The organism is Pseudomonas sp. LBUM1679 (assembly GCF_059695565.1).
Genome location: NZ_CP166774.1, coordinates 2,578,506 through 2,601,722, shown reverse-complemented (window position 1 = coordinate 2,601,722; position 23,217 = coordinate 2,578,506). Strand labels below are relative to the sequence as shown.

Here is a 23,217-nt window from a genome sequence, read left to right as displayed (position 1 = left end):
TCTCGCCATACAAGAAAAACTCCTGGCGAGGAACATATGCGCATCGAACCGGGTAGCTGGAATCAGTGGTATCCACTGGCAGTCGTCGAAGATCTGGTCGATGGCCAGACCTGTCGCACACGTCTGCTAGGGCAGGACATCAGCTTCGGCCGGGATGCCACCGGCCATTTTTCTGCCTGGAACACTCACGAAAACCAATCGAGGTACCCGACCAGTACCCTCTATTACACGCATTGGGTATCGCTGGGCGAGCCGGATAAACCGTTTTTTCTGATTCCGGAGTTCGACGAGCAAGATCGTCGGGTGTTGGGGGCGGGCTCGATGAAGGTGCATGTTTCGGGCTTGCGAGTCGTGGAGAATTTTCTCGACATGGCTCATTTCCCCTATGTGCATGCCGGCTTGCTCGGGGCCGAGCCCTATACCGACATAAGCGCCTATCAGGTGGAGATCGACGCAGACAACGACGAGATTTTCGCCACTGACTGCAAGATCTTCCAACCCATGGCTGCCGCAACCGCCAAGGACGCCATAGAGGCGCAGTACGTCTATCGCGTCACCCGTCCTTACGTCGCCATCCTGTACAAAACCAGTCCCGAGCAGCCCGATCGACGCGACGCCATCTGCTTGTTCGTCCAGCCGCTGGACGAAGAGTGGTGCATCGCGCACGTGGTGCTGGCCTATATCGACTCCACCAGCAGTGACCGCGACTTGCGTCTGTTCCAGCAAACCATCTTCAGCCAGGACCTGATGATCCTCTGCAACCACGTCCCACGCACCTTGCCGCTGGACCCGAAATTTGAGGTGCCGACCCGCGCAGATGCGATGTCCAGCGCCTATCGACGCTGGTTGCGTGACAAAGGCATCCACTACGGCACTTACCAGGGCGCTGGGTCTGCAGCGCAGCAAACGGGAGGCGAGGCATGAATCGATACGACAGCCGCTGGTACCCCGTGGCACACAGCAATGATCTGCCACTGCGTCATGTTTTCCACGGTCAATTGCATGGCGTGGAGCTAGCGCTTTGGCGTGACGACGATAACCATGTCAACGCTTGGGAAAACCGTTGCCCACACCGCAGCGTGCGCCTCACGCTCGGCTTAAACCTGGGCTCACGCCTGCGCTGCCAGTACCACGGCTGGCAATACCAAAGCGGCGATGGTCGCTGCACGTTGATTCCCGCCGCGTCGACAAGCACGCCGCCGGCCAGCGTGTGTGCACAGCCGTTCGCCGTGCACGAAGTCGACGGTTTCATTTGGGTCAACCTGCAGGCACCGCAGGCCCGCGATACCCAGGCGCCAGCGCCCACCTTCGCCCTGCTCCCCCAACCATTGCGCAGCCTGCCCTTCAATGCCCCTCTCGCCGATGTGATCCAGGCACTCACCCACTACGCCCGCTGCGATCCAGCCTGCCAGAGCGACTCGGTCAAACTGCTGCAAAGCAACGGCGAACTGCAAGTGTCCTGGTACAGCGACGCGCACCTGTGCCAGGTGCATTTCTGGCTGCAGCCGGCCAGCGCCGGACGCACGATCGTGCACGGATCCACACTCGACAGCAGGCCTGGAACAGATGAAGTGCGCTGGCACAATCGACTGCTCACGGCGGTTCGCCAGCAGCTGGAGAGTCAGACCGCAATGACCGCCAGCAAGCCGACAGACCCGCTGCAGTACCGCATCCACACACCCGCCAGCGTGACCCGACGCAGCCCGGCGCAAAGCCTTGAGGTGCAAGTAGTGGAGCGTTGGACCACTGCCAGCGAGATCGTCGCGTTGAAACTTGCCATGCCGGCGGGCAGCCTGGCGTTCGAAGCCGGCGCCCATATCGATGTGCACACGCCGAGCGGGCACCTGCGTCAGTACTCCCTGGTCAACGCGCCGAATGAGCGCGAACACCTGATCATTGGCGTCAAACTGGAGCCCGAATCGCGCGGAGGCTCGCGTTCGATCCACAGCGCCGTGACGGTCGGCAACCGCCTGGTCATCTCGATGCCGAAGAACAATTTCCGCCTGGTGCCCAATACAGGGGGCATCCTCATCGCCGGCGGCATCGGCATCACCCCCCTCCTGGCCATGGGCTCGGCACTGCAAGCCACCGGTCAGCCCTACGAGCTGCACTACTTTGTCCGAAGTGCTGCCCATGTGGCCTTCCCCGAACGTTTGCAAGATCTGCGGCACAACCGCGTTCATGCAGGCCTGACCCCGGAGCAAACCCGCGCACGCCTGCGCATCGTCCTGCAGCGGATGGACCTGAAGACGCACCTGTATGTCTGCGGTCCGAAACCCCTGATCGATCTGGTCAGCGCGCTCGCGGCCGAAGCGGGTTTGAGCGACCGCCAGGTTCACTTCGAGCTGTTTGCCAACCCGGTCAGCCATGAACACGACCAGCCCTTTCGCGTTCGCCTGCACCACAGTGGCCAGGAGTTTACCGTCCCGGTCGACGTCAGCCTGGCGGACTGCCTCAAGGCTCACGGCATCGCCGTCGACACTTCGTGCGAGCAAGGGGTATGTGGCACCTGCCGCACAGGCGTGATCGAGGGTGCACCGCTACACCGCGATGTGTTCCTGACCCGTGAGGAACAGCAAAGCAACCGTTGCCTGATGCCTTGTGTATCACGCAGCACGTCTGAACTGTTGGTGCTCGATCTTTAAGGAGTCGGTCGATGATCAAGCTTTATAACTACGAGCTGTCCGGCAACTGCTACAAGCTGCGCCTGTTCATGAACATGCTGCAGCTCGACTACAGCACGGTCGAGGTCGAGTTCTATCCCGGCAAGGAACACAAGCGTGCCGCCTTCCTGGCCATCAACCCGCTCGGCCAGTTGCCCGTGCTCGACGACGATGGCTATGTCCTGCGCGACGCCCAGGCGATCCTCACCTACCTGGCCGCACGCTACGATGCCAGCGGCGACTGGTATCCGCTGCAGGATGCCCGACGCCTGGGTGAAGTGAATATGTGGCTGGCCTTTGCCGACGGCATTACGACAACCGCCTCGGCCGCTCGCCTGGCGGATGTTTTCAACTATGATCTCGATGCCGAAAAGGCCCGCTGCGGGGCCCATGCCCTATTGCGCATTCTCGAGGAACAGCTGTGGTTCTCCGAGCGCGAAAACCACGGCTGGATCTGCAGCGCAGCACTACCGACCGTGGCCGACATCGCCTGTTTCCCCTACGTGATGCTGTCCGACGAGGGCGGCATCAGCCTGATCGACTATCCCGCCATCCGCCGCTGGACGGATCAAATCAAACGCTTGCCCGGATTCATCCTGATGTCAGGCATTTTCGCCACCTCGCCACCTCGCCAGCTGTCTTGAGGAGATGAACATGAACCAACAGGTCAAGTTGCGCGGTACGCACATCGGTTTTTTTGCGAAGCTCGCGTTCTGGCTGGAGGACTACTTCGGCATCGGCCATGAAGGCTCTACCCTGAGGAAGGAAACCATCGCCGGCGCCACCACTTTCCTCGCCGCCGCCTATGTGATCGTGGTCAACCCGAGCATCAATTCAGCGGCGGGCATTCCGTTCTCCGCCGGTGTCACCGCCACCGTACTGGTGAGCTTTCTCGGCACCCTGGCCATGGCCCTGTATGCCAAAAACCCGATTCTCATTGCCCCTGGCATGGGGATCAACATCCTGTTCGCCTACACCATGGTGGTGGGTGCCAAAATTCCGTTAGAGATCGCTCTGGGCTGTGTGCTATGGGGCAGCGTGATTTTTACCGTGCTGGCCTTCTTCAATGTCCGCCAGGCGGTGATCGATGGCATCCCGGCCAGCCTGCGCAATGCCATTTCCTGCGGCATGGGCTTGTTTATCGCCCTGATTGGCCTGGTGAATGCCAAGTTCATCAGCGCCGACCCGTTCACCGTGGTCCATGCCGCCCCCTTCAACCCGATCATCCTGACATTTCTTGCCGGTTTGCTGATGACCGTCGTCCTGGTGGCACGCAAGGTCCCGGGCGCACTGATTTTCGGCATCATTGGCACCACCCTCATGTCCATCCCGATCGGTCGCCTGTGGGGCGATGCCAGTGCCTATTGGCCAGAAGATGCCAGCAGCGTCACGCTGGTCAATTGGAGTGGCCTGTTCGCCGCGCCGGACTTCAGTTTCCTCGGCAAAGTCGACCTGCTCGGTTCCCTGCGCATCGAGTATCTGCCGTACATTTTTGTCCTGGTGTTCACCAACTTCTTCGAGTCCCTGTCGACCTTCCTCGGCATCTCCGAAGCGGGCGACCTCAAGGATAGCGACGGCAACCCGCGCAACATCAAGCAGTCGATGCATGTCGATGCCCTCGCGGCACTGGCGTCGGCGCCGTTAGGCACCAGCCCGGCAACGGCCTACATCGAGTCGGCCGCGGGCATTTCCCAGGGAGGGCGCACCGGCATGGTCGCCTTGGTCGCGGCGCTGTTGTTCCTGCCCTTCCTGTTTCTCTCGCCGTTACTGTCACTCGTACCCGCGATCGCCACCGCCCCCGTGCTGATCATGATCGGGGTGTTCATGATGGACACCATCACCAAAATCGACTGGCACTCCTATGAGGAAGCCATTCCGGCGTTTCTGGTGATCCTGCTGATCCCGCTGACCTACTCCATCACACTGGGGATAGCCCTCGGCTTTATCGTCTTCGTCCTGCTCAAACTGCTGATCGGCAAGGCCCACACTGTCCGGCCGATCATGTGGTGGGTGGCGGTGCTGTCGGTGTTCCTGGTCATGCGCGTGCAGTACTGAAGCACCTTGATGTCCCTCAAGCCTCTACCCCGAGGTCACAGTCCATCTGACGTGAAGGATCCAGTCATGGGTTACACCGTTATCCGCAATGCAATCGTCTTTACCGTCGACGCCCGGGATCGGGTGCTTGCCAATGGCCATGTGGTGATACGCGATGGCATCATCGAAGCGATTGGCCAGGGCGAGGAGATGCCGCTGCCAATCGATGCCGAGGTGATCGATTGCGCTGGCCAGATGGCGCTGCTGCCGGGCCTGGTCGATGCACACTCGCACTCCAGCCTGATGCGTGGCGTCACCGAAAACATGCAGTTGATGGAATGGCTGCCCTATTACCAGCTCGAGCATCGGGCGATGAATGCCGATGACGCTTATCACGCGGCGCGCCTGTGCTACCTCGAGGCACTGAAGAGCGGCACCACCTGCGTGATGGACATGTACCGCTTCATGCACCGCTGTGCCGATGCCGCGGGTGAAATCGGCATCCGCGTTCACCTGGCGCCCTATGCTGCAGACGTGCCCGGCAAGGACTTCTTTGAAAGCCCGGCGGCCAACCGCAAGCTCATCGAAACCCACCACATGGCCCACGATGGCCGTGTGCGCGTGTGGATGGGCCTTGAGCATCTGTTCTATTGTTCACCCCAGGCCTATGCCCATGCCCGCGACTGCGCGCGCGACTATGGTATCGGCATTCATACCCATGCCTGCGAGCAGAAGGAGGAAGAAGCCGCGGTGCTCAAGCACTTCGGCAAACGCTCGATCCCGATGCTCGATCAGATGGGTATCCTCGGCGAGAAGACGCTGATCGCCCATTGTGTGTGGCTGAGCGATGAAGAGATCAAACGCCTGGCCGACACCGGTACGTCGGTCGCCCATTGCCCGAGCAGCAACGCCAAGCTGGCCAGCGGCATCGCCCGCGTCCCGGAAATGCAGGCCGCCGGCATCATTGTCGGCCTGGGCACCGACGGTAACGTGTGCAACAACAGCCTTGATCTGTTCGAGGAAATGAAATTCGCCTCGCTGCTGCAAAAGGCCCACCGCCTGGATGCAGCCGCCCTGCCGGCCAATGTCGCCTTGCGCATGGCAACCATCGAAGGTGCGCGTGTGCTGGGTATGGAACATGAAATCGGCTCGATCGAAGTCGGCAAGCGCGCAGACCTGGTGCTGCTCGACCTGGCTCAGCCGAACATGTGTCCGATCGTCTGGGACGGAGCCAACACCAACGTGCTGTGGAACCTGGTGTACTCGGCACGCGGCTCGAACGTCAAAACCGTGTTGGTCGACGGCAAGATCATCCTGCACAACGGCCGCAGTACCCGGGTCAACGAACCCGCATTGCTACAGGCCGCGCAGGCCCAGACCTTGCAACTCATGGAGCGACGCAAGGACTTCGCCCATACACTGGTGTCGATGGTCTAAGCTCCTTGACTGACTGTCCAGCGAAGGTCGAATGATCCGGGCCGGCTTTCGCAGCACTCTCGGGCGCAAGCCTCGAAAGTGATGGCAGATGCGCTCTATCACCCACAGCGAGGCCCACGCCCGGCACATGCAAAACGTCGACATGAAATCATTGCAAGTATTCCTTTGCATGCTCAAAGAGTGCAACGTCACCCGTGCCGCCCAGCAACTGAACATGACCCAATCGGCGGTCAGCCACACCCTGGCCCGTCTGCGTCAGTTGTTCAATGACCCGCTGTTCGTCTCCATGGGCCGCGGCATGCTGCCGACCAGCCGCGCCCTGGAACTGGCAGAGCCGCTGCAGCAAAGCATCGCCGCCCTGCACAACCTCATAGCGCCGAGCAAGGCCTTCGACCCTGGGCTTTTCAAGGGCAGCTTTGAAATCGCAACCACCGACTATATTGGCTTTATCCTGTTGCCGCGCCTGATGCAGCGCCTTGACGAAGCCGCGCCAGGGGTGGAACTGAAGATCCAGCCACTGCGGCCCAAAGAGGATCTGCATCGGCTCAAGGACGGCCATCTCGACCTGATCATCTGGAATGAAAAAACCACCCCGCCAAACTTTCACGTGCGCAAGCTGTTCTGCGACCGGCTCAAGTCGGTGGTGCGCGTCGGGCATCCGCAGATCAACGGCAGCCTCTCGCTGGAACAGTTTCGCCAGGGCAAACACTTGCGCAACAGCAGCAGCCACGGGGCGGTCAAAGAGGCCATCGACGGCCTCTATGAAAAACACGATATACGCTGCAGCACCGCCTTGACGGTGCCGCACTTTCTGCTGGCCCACCTGCTCGTCTCGCAAACCGACCTGATCGGCATGATCGCGGAGCTGACGGCTTTGCGCATCGCCAAGCAAATCCCGCTGCAGGTCTTCGACCCACCGGTCGAGGTCGAGGGCTTTACCGTCTCCCAGGTCTGGCACGAACGCCTGCATGCCGCCCCGGCCCATCGTTGGTTGCGTGCAGAAATCAACCAGGTGGCCAGGGAAATTACCCAGGAGCTGGCGCAGCACAGGGCAGCCGCTGCGTTGCCGTAAGCTTGTGCCAGGGAGAGACAACCGTACGCCAATCTTTTCGTCCGTCACCCTTTCGTCCACGTGGCACCGATGGACAGGGAAACGTCACCTGCAAACACTTCCGCACGGCCCGTGGATACCGAACAATCTCCTTTCCTGCAGCGCAAAAAAAACAAGAAGTAGAAATCAGCGCCCAACCGACGGCACATCATTTGTTTGGGTACAAGGAGAGACGAGACCCATGAGCACCCCGCTCCGCATCAACGAAGCACTTTTGATTGCCGGCCATGCATTCGAACCTTTCCAATGCATCGCCTGGGCTCCGCAAGACGGTAATGGCGAACTGAGCCTGACCGTCATCGACCGGGCCAGCACGCGTATTTGTCGCAAACAGATTCCAAGCAGTGCCTATTCCGACCCGGCGCAGCTGGAAAGCCTGCTGGAAGCGGTGCGCGCCGAGTTGAACCAGGGGGGCTACACCCTGCAATCCTGGACAATGCCAGGGTAAGAGGAAGCCTGCTGTTCGCTCACATCAATCATTCACTCCCCATTTTTCGCAATGAACATGGGGAGTTTTACTCAATGCAAATCTCCAGCCCGATAAAGCCTTAAGCTAATAACCAAAAAGTATTTATTAGATGGTTTTTAGATCATTTACATTCAGCTCATGGATGCCGCGGTGTTGCCAGACCAACAGCAGCGCCATTGTTGCTCACGCAACAGTCACCCAACAGTTAATTGCCCCCGACAACAGCAGTCGAAACCCAATAACAGATTAACTTATTGTTTTTTATAGTTACTCCAACGCTGGAACAGCTTTTGCTCTGATGGCTGCACCTTCCGCAATTCGAACAGGAACAGCGCCCATGAGCACTCCACTTACCTGCGGAAAACAGCCTGAGGAACAGCCTGTGACCGCCATCCCTACATCCAGACTTGAAACCCCGCTGCAGGTCGCCCGGACGCTCGCCGCCGAATTTTCCCGAACCGCCGCCGAACGCGATCATCTGGGCGGTACGCCGAAAGCCGAGCGTGACGAGCTGCGCCGCAGCGGCCTGCTGGCGATGAAAATCGACCAGCAATACGGTGGCCTTGGCGCCAGCTGGAGCGACACCCTGGACGTGGTGCGCGAGTTCGCCAGGGTCGACAGCTCGATTGCCCATGTGTTCGGCTTCCAGCATCTGATGCTGGCCACGGTGCGCCTGTTTTCCCGGCCTGAACAATGGCAGCCCTGGTTCGAACAGACCGCGCGCAACAACTGGTTCTGGGGCAACGCCCTTAACCCGCTGGACACCCGTACCCTGTCGAAAAAGCTCGCCGGCTGGCGCGAATTTTCCGGGCGCAAGAGTTTCTGCTCAGGCTCCGCCGATTCGGAAATGCTGATTGCCTCGGCGCTGGACGAATCCACCCGCGGCAAACTGTTGATCGCCGCCATTCCCAGTCACCGCACCGGCATCACCTTGCACGGCGACTGGGACAATATCGGCCAACGGCAGACCGACAGCGGCAGCGCCACCTTCGAGCGGGTCCGCGTGGAAGAGAATGAATTGCTGCTCGATCCCGGTCCGCTGAGCACGCCCTTTGCCTGTCTGCGCCCGCTGATTGCCCAACTGACCTTCGTCAATATCTTCCTGGGTATCGCCGAGGGTGCGTTCGAAGAAGCTCGCAACTACACCCTCAAGGAAACGCGCCCCTGGTTCAAGGCCAACGTCAGCCAGGCCAATCAAGACCCCTATGTCCTGCGCCATTACGGCGAGTTCTGGGTCGGACTGGAAAGCGTGCGCCTGCTCACTGAACGCGCCAACGCTCTGCTCGACAAAGCCTGGAGCAAGGAGCACCGGCTAGGTGCCGAGGAGCGTGGCCAACTGGCTTTGGCCATTGCCACCGCCAAGGTCGCGGCCACCCGCACCGGCCTGGACCTGACCAGCAGCCTGTTCGAAGTGACCGGCGCCCGCGCCACCCATGCCGCGCTGCGCCTTGATCGTCACTGGCGCAACCTGCGCACCCAGACCCTGCACGACCCCGTGGACTACAAGCTCCATGAACTGGGTGACTGGGCGCTCAATTCGGCGCTGCCCACTCCGTCCTTTTATTCATAGGCCCGACCATGCAATTACTCACGCTGCCGCCCTCACCGGCCCTGGCCACCTCGATACGCGCCACCGCGCAAGTCTTCGAAGATCCGAAATCACAGGCGCTGCTGGCGCACCTGCAACAGGTCGCGCCCAGTGATGCCAGCGTGTTGATTATCGGCGAAACCGGCACCGGCAAGGAGCTGGTGGCACGTCACCTGCACAACCTGAGCGCCCGCAGCAACAAGCCGTTTATCGCAGTCAACTGCGGGGCCTTTTCCGAAAGCCTGGTGGAGGCCGAATTGTTCGGCCACGAAAAAGGCGCCTTCACCGGTGCCCTGAGTGCCAAGGCCGGCTGGTTCGAAGAAGCCAACGGCGGCACGCTGTTCCTCGACGAGATCGGCGACCTGCCGATGCCGATCCAGGTCAAGTTGCTGCGGGTGCTGCAAGAGCGTGAAGTGGTTCGCCTGGGTTCACGCAAAAGCATCCCCATCGATGTAAGGGTGCTGGCTGCGACCAACGTGCAGCTGGAAAAAGCCATCAACGCCGGGCACTTTCGCGAGGACCTGTATTACCGGCTGAATGTGGTCAGCCTGGAGCTCAGCCCGTTGCGCGAGCGGCCGGGCGACATCCTGCCGCTGATCCGTCACTTCATCGCCGTATACAGTCACCGGCTGGGCTATGGCGAAGTGGTGCTGGATGCCGAAGCCGAACGCAAACTGGTGAATTATTCATGGCCGGGCAATATTCGCGAGCTGGAAAACGTCATTCACCACACCCTGCTGATCTGCCGTAACAATCTGATCCGCGTCCAGGACTTGCACCTGTCCAACCTGCGTATCGACCGCCAGGAAGCTAGTAACTCTGTCCAGGACGACAGTGTCGACGCCCGGTTGCAGCAAGCCTTCCAGAAGCTGTTCGAGGAAGAAAGCGGCGCCCTGCATGAGCGGGTCGAGGAAGCGCTGCTGCGCGCGGCCTATCGCTTCTGCCACTACAACCAGGTGCACACCGCCAACCTGCTGGGGCTGAGCCGCAACATCACCCGTACCATGCTGATCAAGGTCGGTGAGCTGGTGGTGAACAAACGCCGCCCGGCACAAAACGACCAGGCGATCAAAGTGGTTAACCTGTCGATCTGAACGGCGACAGGGCTCATCCCTGGCTCAATGATCAGAGCCGCGATGAGCCCTCGCAACCTTCACGCGTCGTCAAGCCGCAGCCCCCGTGCCACCGGTGCCGCCCCCCAGGTAGAAATCCTGAATATCACTGCGCGCGGCCAACTGTTCGGCCGTGCCTTCGCTGACGACCCGGCCGCTTTCCAGCACGTAACCGTACCGGGCATAACGCAGGGCCAGGTTGATGTTCTGCTCGGCAATCAAAAAGCTCACGCCATCGCGCTGATTGAGCTGGTGGATAATCTCGAAGATCTCCTCGACAATCTGCGGCGCCAGCCCCATCGAAGGTTCGTCCAGCAGCACCAGTTTTGGCCGGGCCATCAACGCCCGGCCAAGCGCAACCATCTGCTGTTCACCGCCGGAGGTGTAGCCGGCCAGGCTTTTGCGCCGCAGCTTGAGGCGTGGAAACTGGCTGTAGATTCGTTCCAGATCAGCCTTCAATTGCCCACGGGACACCTGACGCGCAAAGGCGCCCATCAGCAGGTTTTCCTCCACGGTCAGTTGGGCAAAGCAATGCCGGCCTTCCAGCACCTGCACCAGTCCGCTGGCCACCAGGCTATGGGGCGTACTGCGCGTGACATCCTGGCCTCGATAGAGAATCCGCCCCTGCACCACCTCGCCCCGCTCGGCCCTCACCAGATTGGACGCGGCCTTCAACGTGGTGCTTTTGCCCGCACCGTTGGCCCCCAGCAACACCACGATCTGGCCTTGCGGCACCACCAGGGATACCCCGCGCACGGCGAGGATGGCCTGTTCATAAAGGACTTCAATTGCGTCGATCTGCAAGATTGGTACTTGGTTCATGCTGCTCTCCCCAAAATGACCGGCATCAACTGTCCTGGGTGCAATCGCGCGGCGTGATGCCCTGTTCCTTGGCGTATTGGTGCGACGAAGCTTCAATGATTGGCCTGAGCAAGGCACGGTCGGCCTGCACCCAGTCACTGATCAGTTTCCACTGGCTGCCATCCCACTGCTGGAAGCGCACCGCCCCGCCCCCTTCATGGTCCGAGCACGACAGCTGCAAGGGTTGCACCAGGCCCAGCGCACCCAGTTCCTTGAGGCGGGCATCGTCCAGCTTGAGATGCTCGAAACCCCAGCGCACCTGCTCGCCGGTGAGCGGTTGCTTGCCGAATTTTTCCTGGGCAATGCGCACGGCTTCAACGTTGAGAATGCCGTTCACCACCCCGAGGTTGTAATACACGGTGCCAAAGCGTTTCGGATCGGCCAGGTCACCATTGCCCTTGGCCACCACCTGCTGCTGGATGCCTTGCAGGACCGGGAAATCAGTGCCCGAAGGGTGCGTGGTGATCGCGATATAGCCTTTGGCGGCGGCACCGGCGGGGGCGGCATCGTCCTCTGAGTTGCTCCAGATGTTGCCGATGATGTGATCCGCCGGGTAGCCAACCTTCTGCGCGGTTTTCAACGCCACCGGGTTCATCACGCCCCAGCCGCGCAAAATCACCCAGTCGGGTTTTTCCCGGCGAATGTTGAGCCATTGCGACTGCTGCTCGTTGCCTGGATGGGGCACTTCCAGCAGGGTCAGCTTGAACCCGTACTTGTCGGCCAGGGTCTGCAACACCTCATTGGTTTCCTTGCCGTAGGGCGAGCCGTGATACAGGGTGACGATCTTCTTGCCCTTGAGCTGGTCCAGGCCACCGGCCCGCTGGCCGATGTAGTTGATGATCGCCGACACCTCGGAATACGGGTTCAGCTGCAAGGGGAAGGCATAGGGGAACACGCTGCCGTCAGTGGAATCGGTACGGCCGTGGTTGATGGTAATCAGCGGCAGTTTGTCCGCGGTCGAGCGCTCCAGCGTGGCATAGGCAATGCCCACCGACAGCGGATTGGTCGCGGCGGCAGGCGCGCCATTGAGGCCTTTTTTCAGGCGTTCGTAGCACTCCACGCCCTTCTCGACCACGTACTCGGTTTCGCACTCGCTCCAGGTCAGCTTGACGCCGTCGACCCCTCCATTGGCATTGACGTACTTGAGGTAGTCGATAAACCCACCAAAAAAACCGGTACCACCGGCGGCATAAGGACCGACCCGATAGCTCTGCAGCGGGAAGTACTGTTCGTTAGCCGCCTGCGCGGTAAAGGCAGCGCTCAGGCTGATTGCCAGCGCCAGGCCACTGAGTAGAGAACGTTTGGACATCGGTTTTTTCCTTATCAATGATTCAGCACGTTTGCCGCAGGAGGATCGAAGCGCAGGCCATGCCTGCGCCGTTTGCTCAGTAGCGCAGCGGCCACAACCGGGCGCGCTCGCGCAATTTTTGCCAGAGGCGCGCCAGGCCCTCCGGCTCCTTGACCAGGAACACAATGATCAGGGCGCCAAATGCCATCTTCTGCAGGTTTTCCATCTGCCCGGCATCGATCAGCCCGGCGGGCAACAAGGCCACCAGGTTCGACAGCAGCACCGGAAACAGCACGATGAACGCCGCGCCCAGGAAGTTGCCGAGGATGCTGCCCAGGCCACCGATAATGATGATGAACAGGATCTGGAAGGACCGGTTCAGATCGAAACCGTGGGGCTCCACGGTGCCCAGGTAAGTGAAGGCCCACAGCGCTCCGGCCACCCCGAGAAAGAAGCCGCTGATGGCAAACGCCAGCAGCTTGGTCTTGAGCAATGCAATGCCCATCACCGCGGCGGCAGTGTCCATGTCACGCACGGCCATCCAGTTTCGCCCCAGTTCGCTGCGCACCAGGTTTTTGCCCAGCCAGAACAACGCCACCACCACGCCCAGTGTCAGCAGGTAACGACCCACCGGCGAGTTCAGGTCCACACCCAGAATCTCCAGGCGCGGTGCGCTGATCACGCCCGAAGCGCTGTTGTTGGAGAACCAGCTGAAGCGGGTCAGTGCCCAGGTCACAAAGAACTGCGCGGCGAGGGTCGACACCAGCAGATAGAAGCCCTTGATCCGCAGGCTGGGCAGGCCGAACAGCACCGCCACCAGCGCCGCCACTCCCCCGCCCAGGGCCATGCTGAGCAACAACGGCGAGCCCGGCACCCGCAGTTCAACGTTGTAAGTGGCAAAGGCGCCCACCGCCATGAAGGCCGCCGAGCCCAGCGACAACTGCCCGGCATAGCCGGTCAGCAGGTTCAGCCCCAGCCCGGCCAGTGACAGCACCAGAAATGGAATCAGAATGGCGCTGAACCAATAGTCGTTACCCAGGTACGGCACACCGACAAAGGCCAACAGCAGCAAGGCAACCAAGCCGTACCTGTCCTGACGCAGGCGAAACACCCGGCGGTCCTGGGCATAGCGAGTACTGAACTGACCGGCTTCTTGATAAAACATCACGCCTCTCCTTAAACCCGCTCGATCGCGCGTTCGCCAAATAGCCCGGCCGGCCGTACCAGCAGGAACAGCAGCGCCAGCACATAGGGAAACCAGTTCTCGATGCCGCCGCCGATGACGGGGCCCAGGTACACCTCGGCCAGCTTCTCCGAGGCGCCGATGATCAAGCCGCCGACAATCGCCCCACTGACCGAGGTAAAGCCGCCGATGATCAGCACCGGCAGGGCCTTGAGCACCACCAGCGACAGCGAAAACTGCACCCCCAGCCGCGCGCCCCAGAGCAGGCCGGCCACCAGACCGACAAACCCGGCCACCGCCCACACCAACACCCAGACCCGTTGCAGTCGGATGCCCACGGCCAGCGCCGCCAGCGGGTCATCGGCCACGGCACGCAACGACAAACCGATACGGGTCTTGTTGAACAGCAGCGACAGCGCCAACACCAGCAACGCGGCGGTCACGGCGGCAAAAATGTCGAACTGCGACAGCAGCATGCCGCCCAGTTCCAGTGGCTCGTCACTGATGCCCAGTTCCAGGCCATGCACCTGGGCGCCCCACAGCGCCTGGGCGAACCCTTCGATCACGTAGGACAAGCCGAGGGTGGCCATGAACAAGGTGATCGGCGGACGGTTGACCAGCGGGCGCAACACCACCCGCTCCACCGCCACCGCCAGCAGGACCATCGCCGCCAGGCTGATGACGAAGGCCAGCCAGAACGGCACCCCGCGCTCCAACAGGCTGACAAAGGTCAGCGCCGAAAACAGCACCATGGCGCCCTGGGCGAAATTGAAGACGCCGGACGCCTTGTAGATCAGGACAAAACCGATGGCCACCAGGGCGTACATCACCCCGGCCAGCAGCCCACCGATCAACACCTCGAAGAAAAAGTCCATGAGCCTTCCTGTTTTGCGGGCAAAGAGTCCCCGGCCACCCGATAGCGAGTGGCGCTGCAGACTCGGGGGTTAGTGGCGCGTGCCGAGGTAGGCGGCAATCACCTCGGGGTTTTGCCGCACCTCATCGGGCGGGCCGTCGCCGATCTTGCGGCCATAGTCGAGCACCACCACGTGATCGCAAATGCCCATGACCACGCCGATGTCGTGCTCGATCAACACCACCGTGGTCCCCAGCTCACGGTTGATGTCGACGATGAAGCGGCTCATCTGCTGCTTCTCTTCGGCGTTCATTCCGGCCATCGGTTCGTCCAGCAGCAGCAAGCGCGGTTCGGCGGCCAGGGCACGGGCCAGTTCCACCCGTTTCTGCAAGCCATAAGGCAGCTTGCCGACCAGGGTGTCGCGCCAGGGCTGGATGTGCAGAAAGTCGATGATCCGTTCGGCGGCCTCGCGCTGGCGGTCGTCTTCGCCCGCAGCGCGGCCGATGCGCAGGGCCTGCTCGATCCAGCTGCTGCGCCGCTTGAGGGTGCGTCCGGTGAGCACGTTGTCGAGCACACTCATGCCTTTGAACAAGGCGATGTTCTGAAAGGTGCGGGCAATGCCGCGCACCGCCACCTCATGCGGCCGCATGCGCCGGTACGCTTCCCCGGCAAAGCGGATGCGTCCCTGCTGGGCCTGGTACACGCCGTTGATCACATTTAGCAGTGAGCTTTTGCCCGCGCCATTGGGGCCGATCAAGGCGCAAATCTCCCCGGTGGCCACGGCAAAGCTGATGTCGGTAACCGCCTTGACGCCCTTGAACGACAAGCCAATGTTTTCCAGCACCAGCAGATGTTCAACCTGTGTCGCCTGTGTCTGTGCCATGAGTCATGTCCTTCAGGCCGGTTGCGTGCTGTCTTCGATCCAGCCGTTGACTAGCGGGGCTGGCCAGGGCACGGGGCGGTGCCACTGCGCCGGGTCCGGCCAGCTGCGTACATCAATCGCCAACGCCTGGAAAAAGGCCAGGGTTGGCGGTGCCGGTGCCTCGCCCACCAGCAACGGCACACGGGTGCGGGAAAAGCCGATAACATCGCGCAACGGCCGGCGAATCAGCCAGTACCCCAGGTGCCGTTGCAGCGCACCGGGGTGCGCCACCAGCGCCCAATCCACCAGGCGCCGACGCCAACTGCCTGGCACCGGCAAGCGGGCCAGGACCTGGGCATGCAGGCGCTCGTAGGTTTCCCGGGTGCCGGCCACCAGCGTCGGGCCCAGCTCACGGCGGTCCTGGTCACGAGTCGCGAGGTTCTCCGGAAAATTCAGGCGAAAGCCGGCAATCAACCAGGGCGCCAACAAATAACGCGCTTGACCACCCGCGGCAAACGCTCGCGCCGCCAGGGCTTCTTCGTGCCGCCCCAGCTGCTCGCTGTGCACCAGGCGCCGGCCTTCCTGGAGCAATTCGGCGTGGCTGATACGCTGCTGCTCGATGCGCTGCCCCGTGCCCAAGCGGTAGAAGGCAAACGCTGTGCGCTCGGCGCGGGCCTGGGGTTCCAGCCTATGATCGCTGCCCTGCTGCTGCAGTTGCGCGAACGCCAGGGTATCGCCGGCCTGGCTCTCCCCGGCCAGGCCGCGGCCGTCGGCGTAAATCAGCAGTCTGGGCGCCAGTCCGGTGGCGCGCAGGCGCTGAATCTCCTCATGACCTTCGGCGAACACCCATTCAGTGTGCAGCTCACGCAACAGCGGCACCTGCGCGGCCGCAGCCTCCAGCGGATCCAGCAGCGTGGCCACGCCACCCGCCCACTGTGCCGCCAGGGCCGCAATCAACGCCTCCGGCCGCGGGCGGCTGACAATCACCAAGCTCGCGCCAGGCACAAAACCACGCACTTGCAAGGCCGTTGCCAGCTGTTCAACCTCCGCGGCCAGTTGGCGCCAGGTGCGCACCTGCCACACCCCCAGGCGTTTATGGCGCAGGGCGATGCCCGTCCCTTGCTGACGTGCCTGTTGTTGCAGCCACTGCGGCAAGGTGCCGGGTTGCGGGTTATCGGTGAATGTCGCCATGGCCTTTTCCCTTCCTTCAGGCGAGTGCCGCAACCTTGGCCGCGACCGCCTCGCGCTCCAGCTCACGCACCAGCGGCAACACGTTGCGGCCGAAGTACTCCACTTCTTCGTGAAAGTGCAGGAAGCCACCGAGCACCAGGTCCACACCCACCGCCTTGAGGGCGACGATGCGTTCGGCAATCTGCTGCGGCGTACCGATCAGGTTGGTCTTGAAGCCATCGTTGTACTGCACCAGGTCTTCGAAGGTGGACTTGGCCCAGTTGCCTTCGCCTTCAGGGCTTGCGGCGCCGGCGTTCTTCACTTCGCTGCCGAAACCGTTGACGGCTTCCGGGTCGGCCTTGGCGATAATCTCCTGCAATACCGCGCGGGCCTCGGCCTCGGTTTCCCGGGCGATGACAAAGGCGTTCACCCCGACTTTCACCGAGTGGCCATTGATCGCGGCCTTGGCCCGGATCTCGTCGACCTGGGCCTTGATGCCTTCGACGGTGTTGCCGTTGGTGAAATACCAATCGGACACTCGCGAAGCCATGTCCCGCGCCGCGCGCGAGCTGCCACCCTGGAAGATTTCCGGGTGCGGTTGCTGCAGGGGCTTGGGTTTGAGGGTGTAGTCATGGAAGCGGTAGAAATCGCCATGGAAACTGAAATTGTCCTGGGTCCAGATGCCCTTGAGCGCCTGGATGAATTCTTCCGAGCGACGATAGCGCTCATCGTGGTCCAGCCATGGCTCGCCAATGGCCCGGAATTCGCCCTTGAACCAGCCCGACACGATATTCACCGCGACCCGCCCGTTGGTGAACTGGTCGATGCTGGCCAGCTGTTTGGCCGCCAGCACCGGGCTCCAGGGCCCAGGCAGGATGGCGGCGATCACCTTGAGCTTCTCGGTGGCAGCCAGCAGTGCGTGGCTGATGGTCACCGATTCGTGCTGGTTTTCGGCGCCATAACCGGCGGTGAAGCGGATCTGCGACAAGGCGTATTCGAAGCCGGCCTTTTCGGCGATTTGCGCCAGCTTGCGGTTGTAATCGATGTCCCAGCTGGTGCGCTGTTCGATCTTGCTGATCACAAGGCCGCCGCTGACGTTGGGCACCCAGTAGGCAAACTTGATGTTGTCCTGGCTCATTTGCGTGTACTCCGTTGATTCGTTGAGGTGAGGGTCGACCGGGGACGTCAGGCTGCACTGGCGTCCGGTTGGGCAGTCGGATTGAGGCTCAGGACCGCCGACTCGACAGCGCGCTCGATGCGTTCGAGCAACTGCGGGCTGGTGATCCGGTAATCGGTGAAATCGGCTTCGGCGGCATACACACCGATGGGCAAGCTCAGGGCCTGAAAAAAGCCGAACAGCGGGCGCAACTGGTGATCGATGATCAGGGCGTGGCGGTCCGAGCCACCGGTGGCGGCCAGCAACACCGGCACGTTGTTCAACGCCTGGTGATGGACGAAGTCGAACAGGTGCTTGAACAGTCCGGTGTACGAGGCGCGGTACACCGGGGTAGCCGCGATCAGCAGGTCGGCCGTTTCTATGGCACGCAGATCGGCCTCGACCGCAGCGGGCAAGTCTTCACGGCGCAGCACCCCGGCGAACTGCGGGCCAACCTCGGACAACTCGATCAGGTGCAGCTCGATCGGCAGCTGTTGCGCAAGGCCGGCGACCAGCGCCTTGAGCAATACCAGGGTGCGCGTAGGCCGCTGCACGCTCCCGGATACCGCGACCACTTTCAGTGTGTTGCTCATTGCCTGTCCTCGTGCTGGCAGAGGCCACCGCGGCACCTGCACAAGGGACTAGAGCAGCAACCGTGCCACTTCAATAAATTGATATTAATCAACTAGTTATTAACTTTTTTCGGACTTGCGCAGTGTCGCCTGCCGGACAGGCTGTTGATCAACTGTTGCGCGCACAACAGTTGCCTCCAGGTCCACCCAACACAGCGCGCCTCGGCCACTGTTGCCAGGCGGTCAATGCTTCAACAAGTTGCCCGGCAGGCGACAGGCGCGAGCGTTGTCGACACCCCCGCGCGCCCGGTAACACGGCTTTTGCAGCGTCAGGCACGACCTGTGCACTGACAGCCATACGCAACAGATCGACTGCTCTGTTGCTTTCTCTTGCCTTAATAAGGAGCTGCACATGACTGTCCAGCAACAGCACCTGCCACACCCCCTCTCCAGCGGTACCGACTACCAGGCCCTGGCCGCGCGCTTCCGGCCGATCTTTGCACGCATCGCCGCCGGCGCACTGGAGCGCGAGCAAAACCGCAGCCTGCCCTTTGAACAAGTGAAGTGGCTGAAGGAAGCCGGCTTTGGCGCCGTGCGCGTGCCGGTGCAGTACGGGGGCGCCGGCGCTTCCCTGCCCCAGTTGTTTGTATTGCTGATCGAATTGGCCGCCGCAGATTCCAACCTGCCGCAGGCGTTGCGCGGTCACTTTGCCTTTGTCGAAGACCGCCTCAATGCGCAGGCCGAAGCACCGCAAGACACCTGGTTCAAGCGGTTTGTCGAGGGTGACCTGGTGGGCAACGCCTGGACCGAAGTCGGCAGCGTGAAGATCGGCCAGGTCGGTACCCGCGTCTCGCGCCTGGGTGAACACTGGGTGGTCAACGGCACCAAGTACTACAGCACCGGCAGCATCTTCGCCGACTGGATCGACCTCTATGCCCAGCGCGACGACACCGGCGCCGACGTGATTGCCGCCGTTCGCGTGCAGCAACCGGGCATCACCCAGAGCGACGATTGGGATGGCTTTGGCCAGCGCACCACCGGCAGTGGCACTTCAGTGTTCGAGAACGCGGTGGTGGAACCCGAGAACCTGCTGGACTTCGCCACCCGCTTCAAGTACCAGACGGCCTTCTATCAACTGGTGCTGTTGGCGGTTCAGACCGGTGCCGGCCGTGCGGCGGTAAACGACATCACCGAAGAAGTGCGCAAGCGCACTCGCATCTTCAGCACCGGCAATGCCAGCCACGTCAGCCAAGACGTCCAGGTGCAGCAAGTGGTGGGCAAGGCATCGGCGCAGGTCTACGCCGCACACGCCACCACCCTGCGCGCGGCGACCGCCTTGCAGGTGGCGTACGAAAGCCGCTTCGCCCATGACGAAGCCGCCGAACGCGAGGCCAACATCGCCGCCGAACTGGAATCGGCCCAGGCCCAGGTGGTGATCGCCGACCTGGTGCTGCGCGCCACCAGTGACCTGTTCAACGCCCTCAGCGCCTCGGCCACCAGCACCGGCAAAGCCCTCGATCGGCACTGGCGCAACGCGCGCACCGCGGCTTCACACAACCCGCTGATCTACAAGGAACGCATCATCGGCGACTGGGAAATCAACGGCACTGAACCGCCCTATGTCTGGCAGATCGGTGGAGGATCGAAGTAAGCCGACATCACGCGGGTGCCAGATACCCCAGCAACTGCACATTGCGACGCGGTGAGATCCGCGCCGACCTCCGGTTAACTTTTTCACCGAGGACTCCTTTCCAAGCTGCCCCCTCTTGGTCGGCAGCTTGTAACCCTGGCAGGACTCTAAACCTTCAAAGCAAGGCAACCCGCGCCTCGACGTGGTAGCTGCCCCCCGATATTACTGCCGATCCGGCTATGCAAAGAGCGCATAGCTACGTCCTGAGTATGCATTGGCCCACGGCATTTCCACTCCTGCAAGATGCGGGGCAAGCGTTGGCACGCTCGCCCTCTCCCCTCTACGTCATAGGATCCATGCACATGGCTATTTGTCCTGAAGTCCAAGCCCTGGCCACCGATATGCGCATCTGGCGCCAACAGATTCATAGCCAGCCTGAAATCGCCTTCAAGGAACTCAAGACCGCTAACTTCGTCGCCGAACTACTGCGTTCCTGGGATATCGAAACCCACACCGGTATTGGCCAGACGGGTGTCATCGGGGTAATCCACGGCAGCCTTGGCGCTGGGCCTGGTATCGCCTTTCGCGCCGACATGGATGCCTTGCCAATCGTCGAAGAAGGTCAGCCCTCTTATCGCTCCCGCAATCATGGAATATTCCACGGCTGCGGGCACGATGGTCATACGAGCATCCTCTTGGGCACGGCCCGTCTCTTGGCTAAAAAGCGCAACTTTATCGGTAGAGTGGTGCTGATATTCCAACCCGCCGAGGAGATCGTTCAGGGTAGTCGGGCCATGCTGGAGGATGGCTTGCTGCAGCGCTTCCCTTTCGACGAAGTGTACTCCCTGCACAACCACCCTTCCCTGGCGGCAGGTACCATTGGCGTACGCACCGGTGCCCTGATGGCATCCGTGGACTTCTTCTCGATCCGCATCACAGGCGTAGGCAGTCACGGCGGCATGCCGCACTTGAGCGTCGACCCGATCGTTATCGGCTCAAGTCTGGTCGCAGCACTGCAAAGCATTGTGAGCCGCAACGTCGACCCGATAGAAAACGCAGTCATCAGTGTCTGCAGCTTCCAGTCTGGAGAGACCAACAATGTGATCCCGGAGTTCGCCCTGCTCGCGGGTACGCTGCGCACCCTGTCCATTGCTGTTCGCCAACAGGTCATCGAGCGCATGCGTGAGGTCTGCCAGGGGCTGGCACTCAGTCATCATTGTCAAATCGACATGACGCTGTCCAATAGCACCCCGCCGGTGGTCAACAGTGCGGAGCATACCCGGCATGTGATCCGCGCCGCGAAGCGTGTGGTCGGAAGCCATAACCTGGTCGACAACGTCGCACCGATCATGGCCGGTGATGACGTTGCGGTCTTTCTCCAGGAGCGTCCTGGCTGCCATTTCCTTCTGGGTCAGGATGGCCCTATGTGTCACCACCCGCACTACGATTTCAACGATGATGTAGCGAGTACCGGGGTTGCGATGTTTGAACAGCTGATCCACTTACGCCTGGGTTTGGGACGCGACGACAACAACAACTAAGCAAGGAGCCCGGCATGAAACCCAAAACCCTGACAGTTTGTCTTTCGCTGCTGTTCCTGCTGATTTCAAACCCCGCCAATGCGGCCACTGGCAGCACTTACGCTGCCAACTGGCACACCTTGGTACCGTTTTTCCTACTGGTCACCCTGACGCTCGCCATCACCCGTTGGGCCAGCAGTCGCAACCGCAGTACCGCTGACTATTACACCGCCGGAGGCAGCATCACACCCTTGCAAAACGGCTTTGCCCTGGCGGGCGACTATATGTCAGCGTCGACTTTTCTTGGCGCCGTGGCCATGCAGGCCCTGTACGGCTATGACAGTTTGATCTATGGGGTTGGCACCTTGATCGGCTGGCCTATCCTGCTGTTTCTGGTGGCCGAACCCTTGCGTAATCTTGGTCATTACACCCTGTCGGATGTCGTTTCATTCCGCCTGCAAAAACGCCCGGTACACCTGCTGACTGCCGCCAACTCTCTGGTCATCGTGCTGCTCTATCTAGTGGTGCAGATGGTTGGCGCCGGCAAGCTGATTCAATTGCTGTTTGGTACGCCTTATCTGTTCTCGGTGGGCATGGTCGGCATTCTGGTGTTGTTCTATGTGCTTTTCGGCGGCATGCTGGCCACCACTTGGGTGCAAATAACAAAGGCCGTGATGATTTTGGCAATCGGCAGTTTCCTCTGTTACATGGTGCTCAAAAGTGTCGGTTTCAGTAGCAACCAGTTGCTCGACAGAGTGATCCAGGCCAATCCTCTGGGCTTGGCTGTGTTGGCCCCCAGTAAACTGATCGCCAACCCGATCGATGCTATTTCCCTGGGCGTTTCTCTGATTTTCGGCATGGCCGGTCTGCCACATATCCTGATCCGTTTCTTCACCGTGAAGAACGGTGCCGCTGCCCGCCAGTCGGCGTTCTACGCTACTTGCATCATTGCTTACTTCTACACCCTGCTGGTGGTGATCGGCGCGGGCGCGGCGATTTTCGTCATAGGTAACCCACAGTTCCTTGATCCCGGTAGCCAAACCCTGATCGGCGGCAACAACATGGCCGCTATGCACCTGGGTACCTTCTTCGGCGGCGAACTGTTCCTGGGGGTGATGTCCGCTGTTGCCTTCGCCACCATCCTCGCGGTTGTCGCCGGCCTGACCATCTCCGGCGCGTCGGCGGTCGGCCACGATATCTACACCCACCTGTTCCACCAGAAAGAAAATGACCCCAAGCGAGAACTGAAAATATTCCGGGGGGCTTGCATCACTCTGATCGTCGTCGCCCTGCTGCTCTCGCAACTGGTGCAGAACCTGAACATCAGCTTCCTCGCTGGCCTGGTATTCGCGGTTGCCGCAAGCACCAACTTTCCGATGCTGATCCTGTCGATATACTGGCGCGGACTGACCACCCGAGGGGTCATCGCCGCCTGTCTGTGCGGTCTTGTCTCCTCGGTGGGCCTGCTGGTACTGGGGCCAACGATCTGGGTCAGTGTGCTGGGACACGATACGGCGATCTTCCCTTACTCCAACCCTGCGCTGTTCTCCATGAGCCTGGCCTTTATTGCTGCCTGGGTCGCCTCGGTCACCGACCGCAGCCCATCGGCCCAAGCCGAGCGCGCCAGGTTCGATGCCCAGCACTACCGTTCTCTGACCGGCATAAATGCCTGTAACGCCGTGGCTCATTGACCCCTAATTGCAAACGA

General features: G+C 61.2%; 20 protein-coding genes. 12 read left to right on the top strand and 8 right to left on the bottom strand.

From position 1 onward, the window contains the following. Nucleotides 1–36 precede the first annotated feature (36 nt). The 9 genes from ACA062_RS12015 (at nt 37) to ACA062_RS11975 (ending at nt 10,396) form a co-directional block, all read left to right on the top strand. Nucleotides 37–924 carry an aromatic ring-hydroxylating dioxygenase subunit alpha gene (locus ACA062_RS12015; RefSeq protein ID WP_497456552.1) on the top strand — a complete coding sequence of 296 codons (888 nt, stop codon included), beginning with the start codon at nt 37–39 and terminating at the stop codon, nt 922–924. Further along, nucleotides 921–2,645, top strand: coding sequence for a Rieske 2Fe-2S domain-containing protein (locus tag ACA062_RS12010; protein WP_497456551.1), 1,725 nt, complete (start codon nt 921–923; stop codon nt 2,643–2,645). Before ACA062_RS12015 ends, ACA062_RS12010 begins: the two co-directional genes overlap by 4 nt. Before the next feature lie 11 nt (nt 2,646–2,656). Next, nucleotides 2,657–3,307: a glutathione S-transferase family protein gene (locus ACA062_RS12005; RefSeq protein ID WP_497456550.1), complete on the top strand. Its 651-nt coding sequence runs from the start codon at nt 2,657–2,659 to the stop codon at nt 3,305–3,307. Nucleotides 3,308–3,317: 10 nt separating this feature from the next. Continuing rightward, on the top strand, nt 3,318–4,718 hold the full coding sequence (locus tag ACA062_RS12000) for an NCS2 family permease (RefSeq protein ID WP_497456549.1): 1,401 nt from the start codon (nt 3,318–3,320) through the stop codon (nt 4,716–4,718). A 66-nt stretch (nt 4,719–4,784) separates the two neighbouring features. Further along, a complete protein-coding gene (locus ACA062_RS11995; protein ID WP_497456548.1) occupies nt 4,785–6,134 on the top strand; it encodes an amidohydrolase family protein in 1,350 nt (449 codons plus the stop codon). Nucleotides 6,135–6,222: 88 nt separating this feature from the next. After that, complete coding sequence (locus tag ACA062_RS11990; protein ID WP_497456547.1) at nt 6,223–7,206, top strand: LysR family transcriptional regulator; 984 nt, start codon at nt 6,223–6,225, stop codon at nt 7,204–7,206. A 220-nt stretch (nt 7,207–7,426) separates the two neighbouring features. Then, nucleotides 7,427–7,693, top strand: coding sequence for a hypothetical protein (locus ACA062_RS11985; protein ID WP_497456546.1), 267 nt, complete (start codon nt 7,427–7,429; stop codon nt 7,691–7,693). A gap of 403 nt (nt 7,694–8,096) precedes the next feature. Continuing rightward, nucleotides 8,097–9,284, top strand: coding sequence for an acyl-CoA dehydrogenase family protein (locus ACA062_RS11980; protein ID WP_497457405.1), 1,188 nt, complete (start codon nt 8,097–8,099; stop codon nt 9,282–9,284). Nucleotides 9,285–9,292: 8 nt separating this feature from the next. Next, on the top strand, nt 9,293–10,396 hold the full coding sequence (locus tag ACA062_RS11975) for a sigma-54 interaction domain-containing protein (RefSeq protein WP_497456545.1): 1,104 nt from the start codon (nt 9,293–9,295) through the stop codon (nt 10,394–10,396). 69 nt (nt 10,397–10,465) lie between these two features. Here the strand turns inward: ACA062_RS11975 and ACA062_RS11970 are convergent, their stop codons facing one another. From ACA062_RS11970 to msuE, 8 genes are all read right to left on the bottom strand, one after another. Continuing rightward, nucleotides 10,466–11,236 carry an ABC transporter ATP-binding protein gene (locus ACA062_RS11970; protein ID WP_497456544.1) on the bottom strand — a complete coding sequence of 257 codons (771 nt, stop codon included), beginning with the start codon at nt 11,234–11,236 and terminating at the stop codon, nt 10,466–10,468. A 25-nt stretch (nt 11,237–11,261) separates the two neighbouring features. After that, on the bottom strand, nt 11,262–12,584 hold the full coding sequence (locus ACA062_RS11965; RefSeq protein ID WP_497456543.1) for an ABC transporter substrate-binding protein: 1,323 nt from the start codon (nt 12,582–12,584) through the stop codon (nt 11,262–11,264). Between the two features lie 76 nt (nt 12,585–12,660). Then, nucleotides 12,661–13,728 carry a branched-chain amino acid ABC transporter permease gene (locus ACA062_RS11960; RefSeq protein WP_497456542.1) on the bottom strand — a complete coding sequence of 356 codons (1,068 nt, stop codon included), beginning with the start codon at nt 13,726–13,728 and terminating at the stop codon, nt 12,661–12,663. A gap of 11 nt (nt 13,729–13,739) precedes the next feature. Continuing rightward, nucleotides 13,740–14,621 carry a branched-chain amino acid ABC transporter permease gene (locus tag ACA062_RS11955; protein ID WP_497456541.1) on the bottom strand — a complete coding sequence of 294 codons (882 nt, stop codon included), beginning with the start codon at nt 14,619–14,621 and terminating at the stop codon, nt 13,740–13,742. 69 nt (nt 14,622–14,690) lie between these two features. After that, nucleotides 14,691–15,482: an ABC transporter ATP-binding protein gene (locus ACA062_RS11950; RefSeq protein ID WP_497456540.1), complete on the bottom strand. Its 792-nt coding sequence runs from the start codon at nt 15,480–15,482 to the stop codon at nt 14,691–14,693. Nucleotides 15,483–15,494: 12 nt separating this feature from the next. Further along, the gene (locus ACA062_RS11945) at nt 15,495–16,652 is read right to left on the bottom strand and encodes an AMP-binding protein (protein ID WP_497456539.1); all 1,158 of its coding nucleotides are present in this window, start codon (nt 16,650–16,652) and stop codon (nt 15,495–15,497) included. Nucleotides 16,653–16,668: 16 nt separating this feature from the next. Further along, complete coding sequence (sfnG, locus tag ACA062_RS11940; protein WP_497456538.1) at nt 16,669–17,769, bottom strand: dimethylsulfone monooxygenase SfnG; 1,101 nt, start codon at nt 17,767–17,769, stop codon at nt 16,669–16,671. Between the two features lie 47 nt (nt 17,770–17,816). Continuing rightward, nucleotides 17,817–18,380 carry an FMN reductase gene (gene msuE / locus ACA062_RS11935; protein WP_497456537.1) on the bottom strand — a complete coding sequence of 188 codons (564 nt, stop codon included), beginning with the start codon at nt 18,378–18,380 and terminating at the stop codon, nt 17,817–17,819. 391 nt (nt 18,381–18,771) lie between these two features. Between msuE and ACA062_RS11930 the strand changes: the two genes are divergently transcribed. The 3 genes from ACA062_RS11930 to ACA062_RS11920 all read left to right on the top strand — a co-directional run bounded on the left by ACA062_RS11930 (nt 18,772) and on the right by ACA062_RS11920 (nt 23,200). Continuing rightward, nucleotides 18,772–20,010: an acyl-CoA dehydrogenase family protein gene (locus ACA062_RS11930; RefSeq protein ID WP_497456536.1), complete on the top strand. Its 1,239-nt coding sequence runs from the start codon at nt 18,772–18,774 to the stop codon at nt 20,008–20,010. A 341-nt stretch (nt 20,011–20,351) separates the two neighbouring features. Then, nucleotides 20,352–21,530: a M20 aminoacylase family protein gene (locus ACA062_RS11925; RefSeq protein ID WP_497456535.1), complete on the top strand. Its 1,179-nt coding sequence runs from the start codon at nt 20,352–20,354 to the stop codon at nt 21,528–21,530. A gap of 14 nt (nt 21,531–21,544) precedes the next feature. After that, the gene (locus ACA062_RS11920) at nt 21,545–23,200 is read left to right on the top strand and encodes a sodium:solute symporter family transporter (protein WP_497456534.1); all 1,656 of its coding nucleotides are present in this window, start codon (nt 21,545–21,547) and stop codon (nt 23,198–23,200) included. Nucleotides 23,201–23,217: the final 17 nt, after the last annotated feature.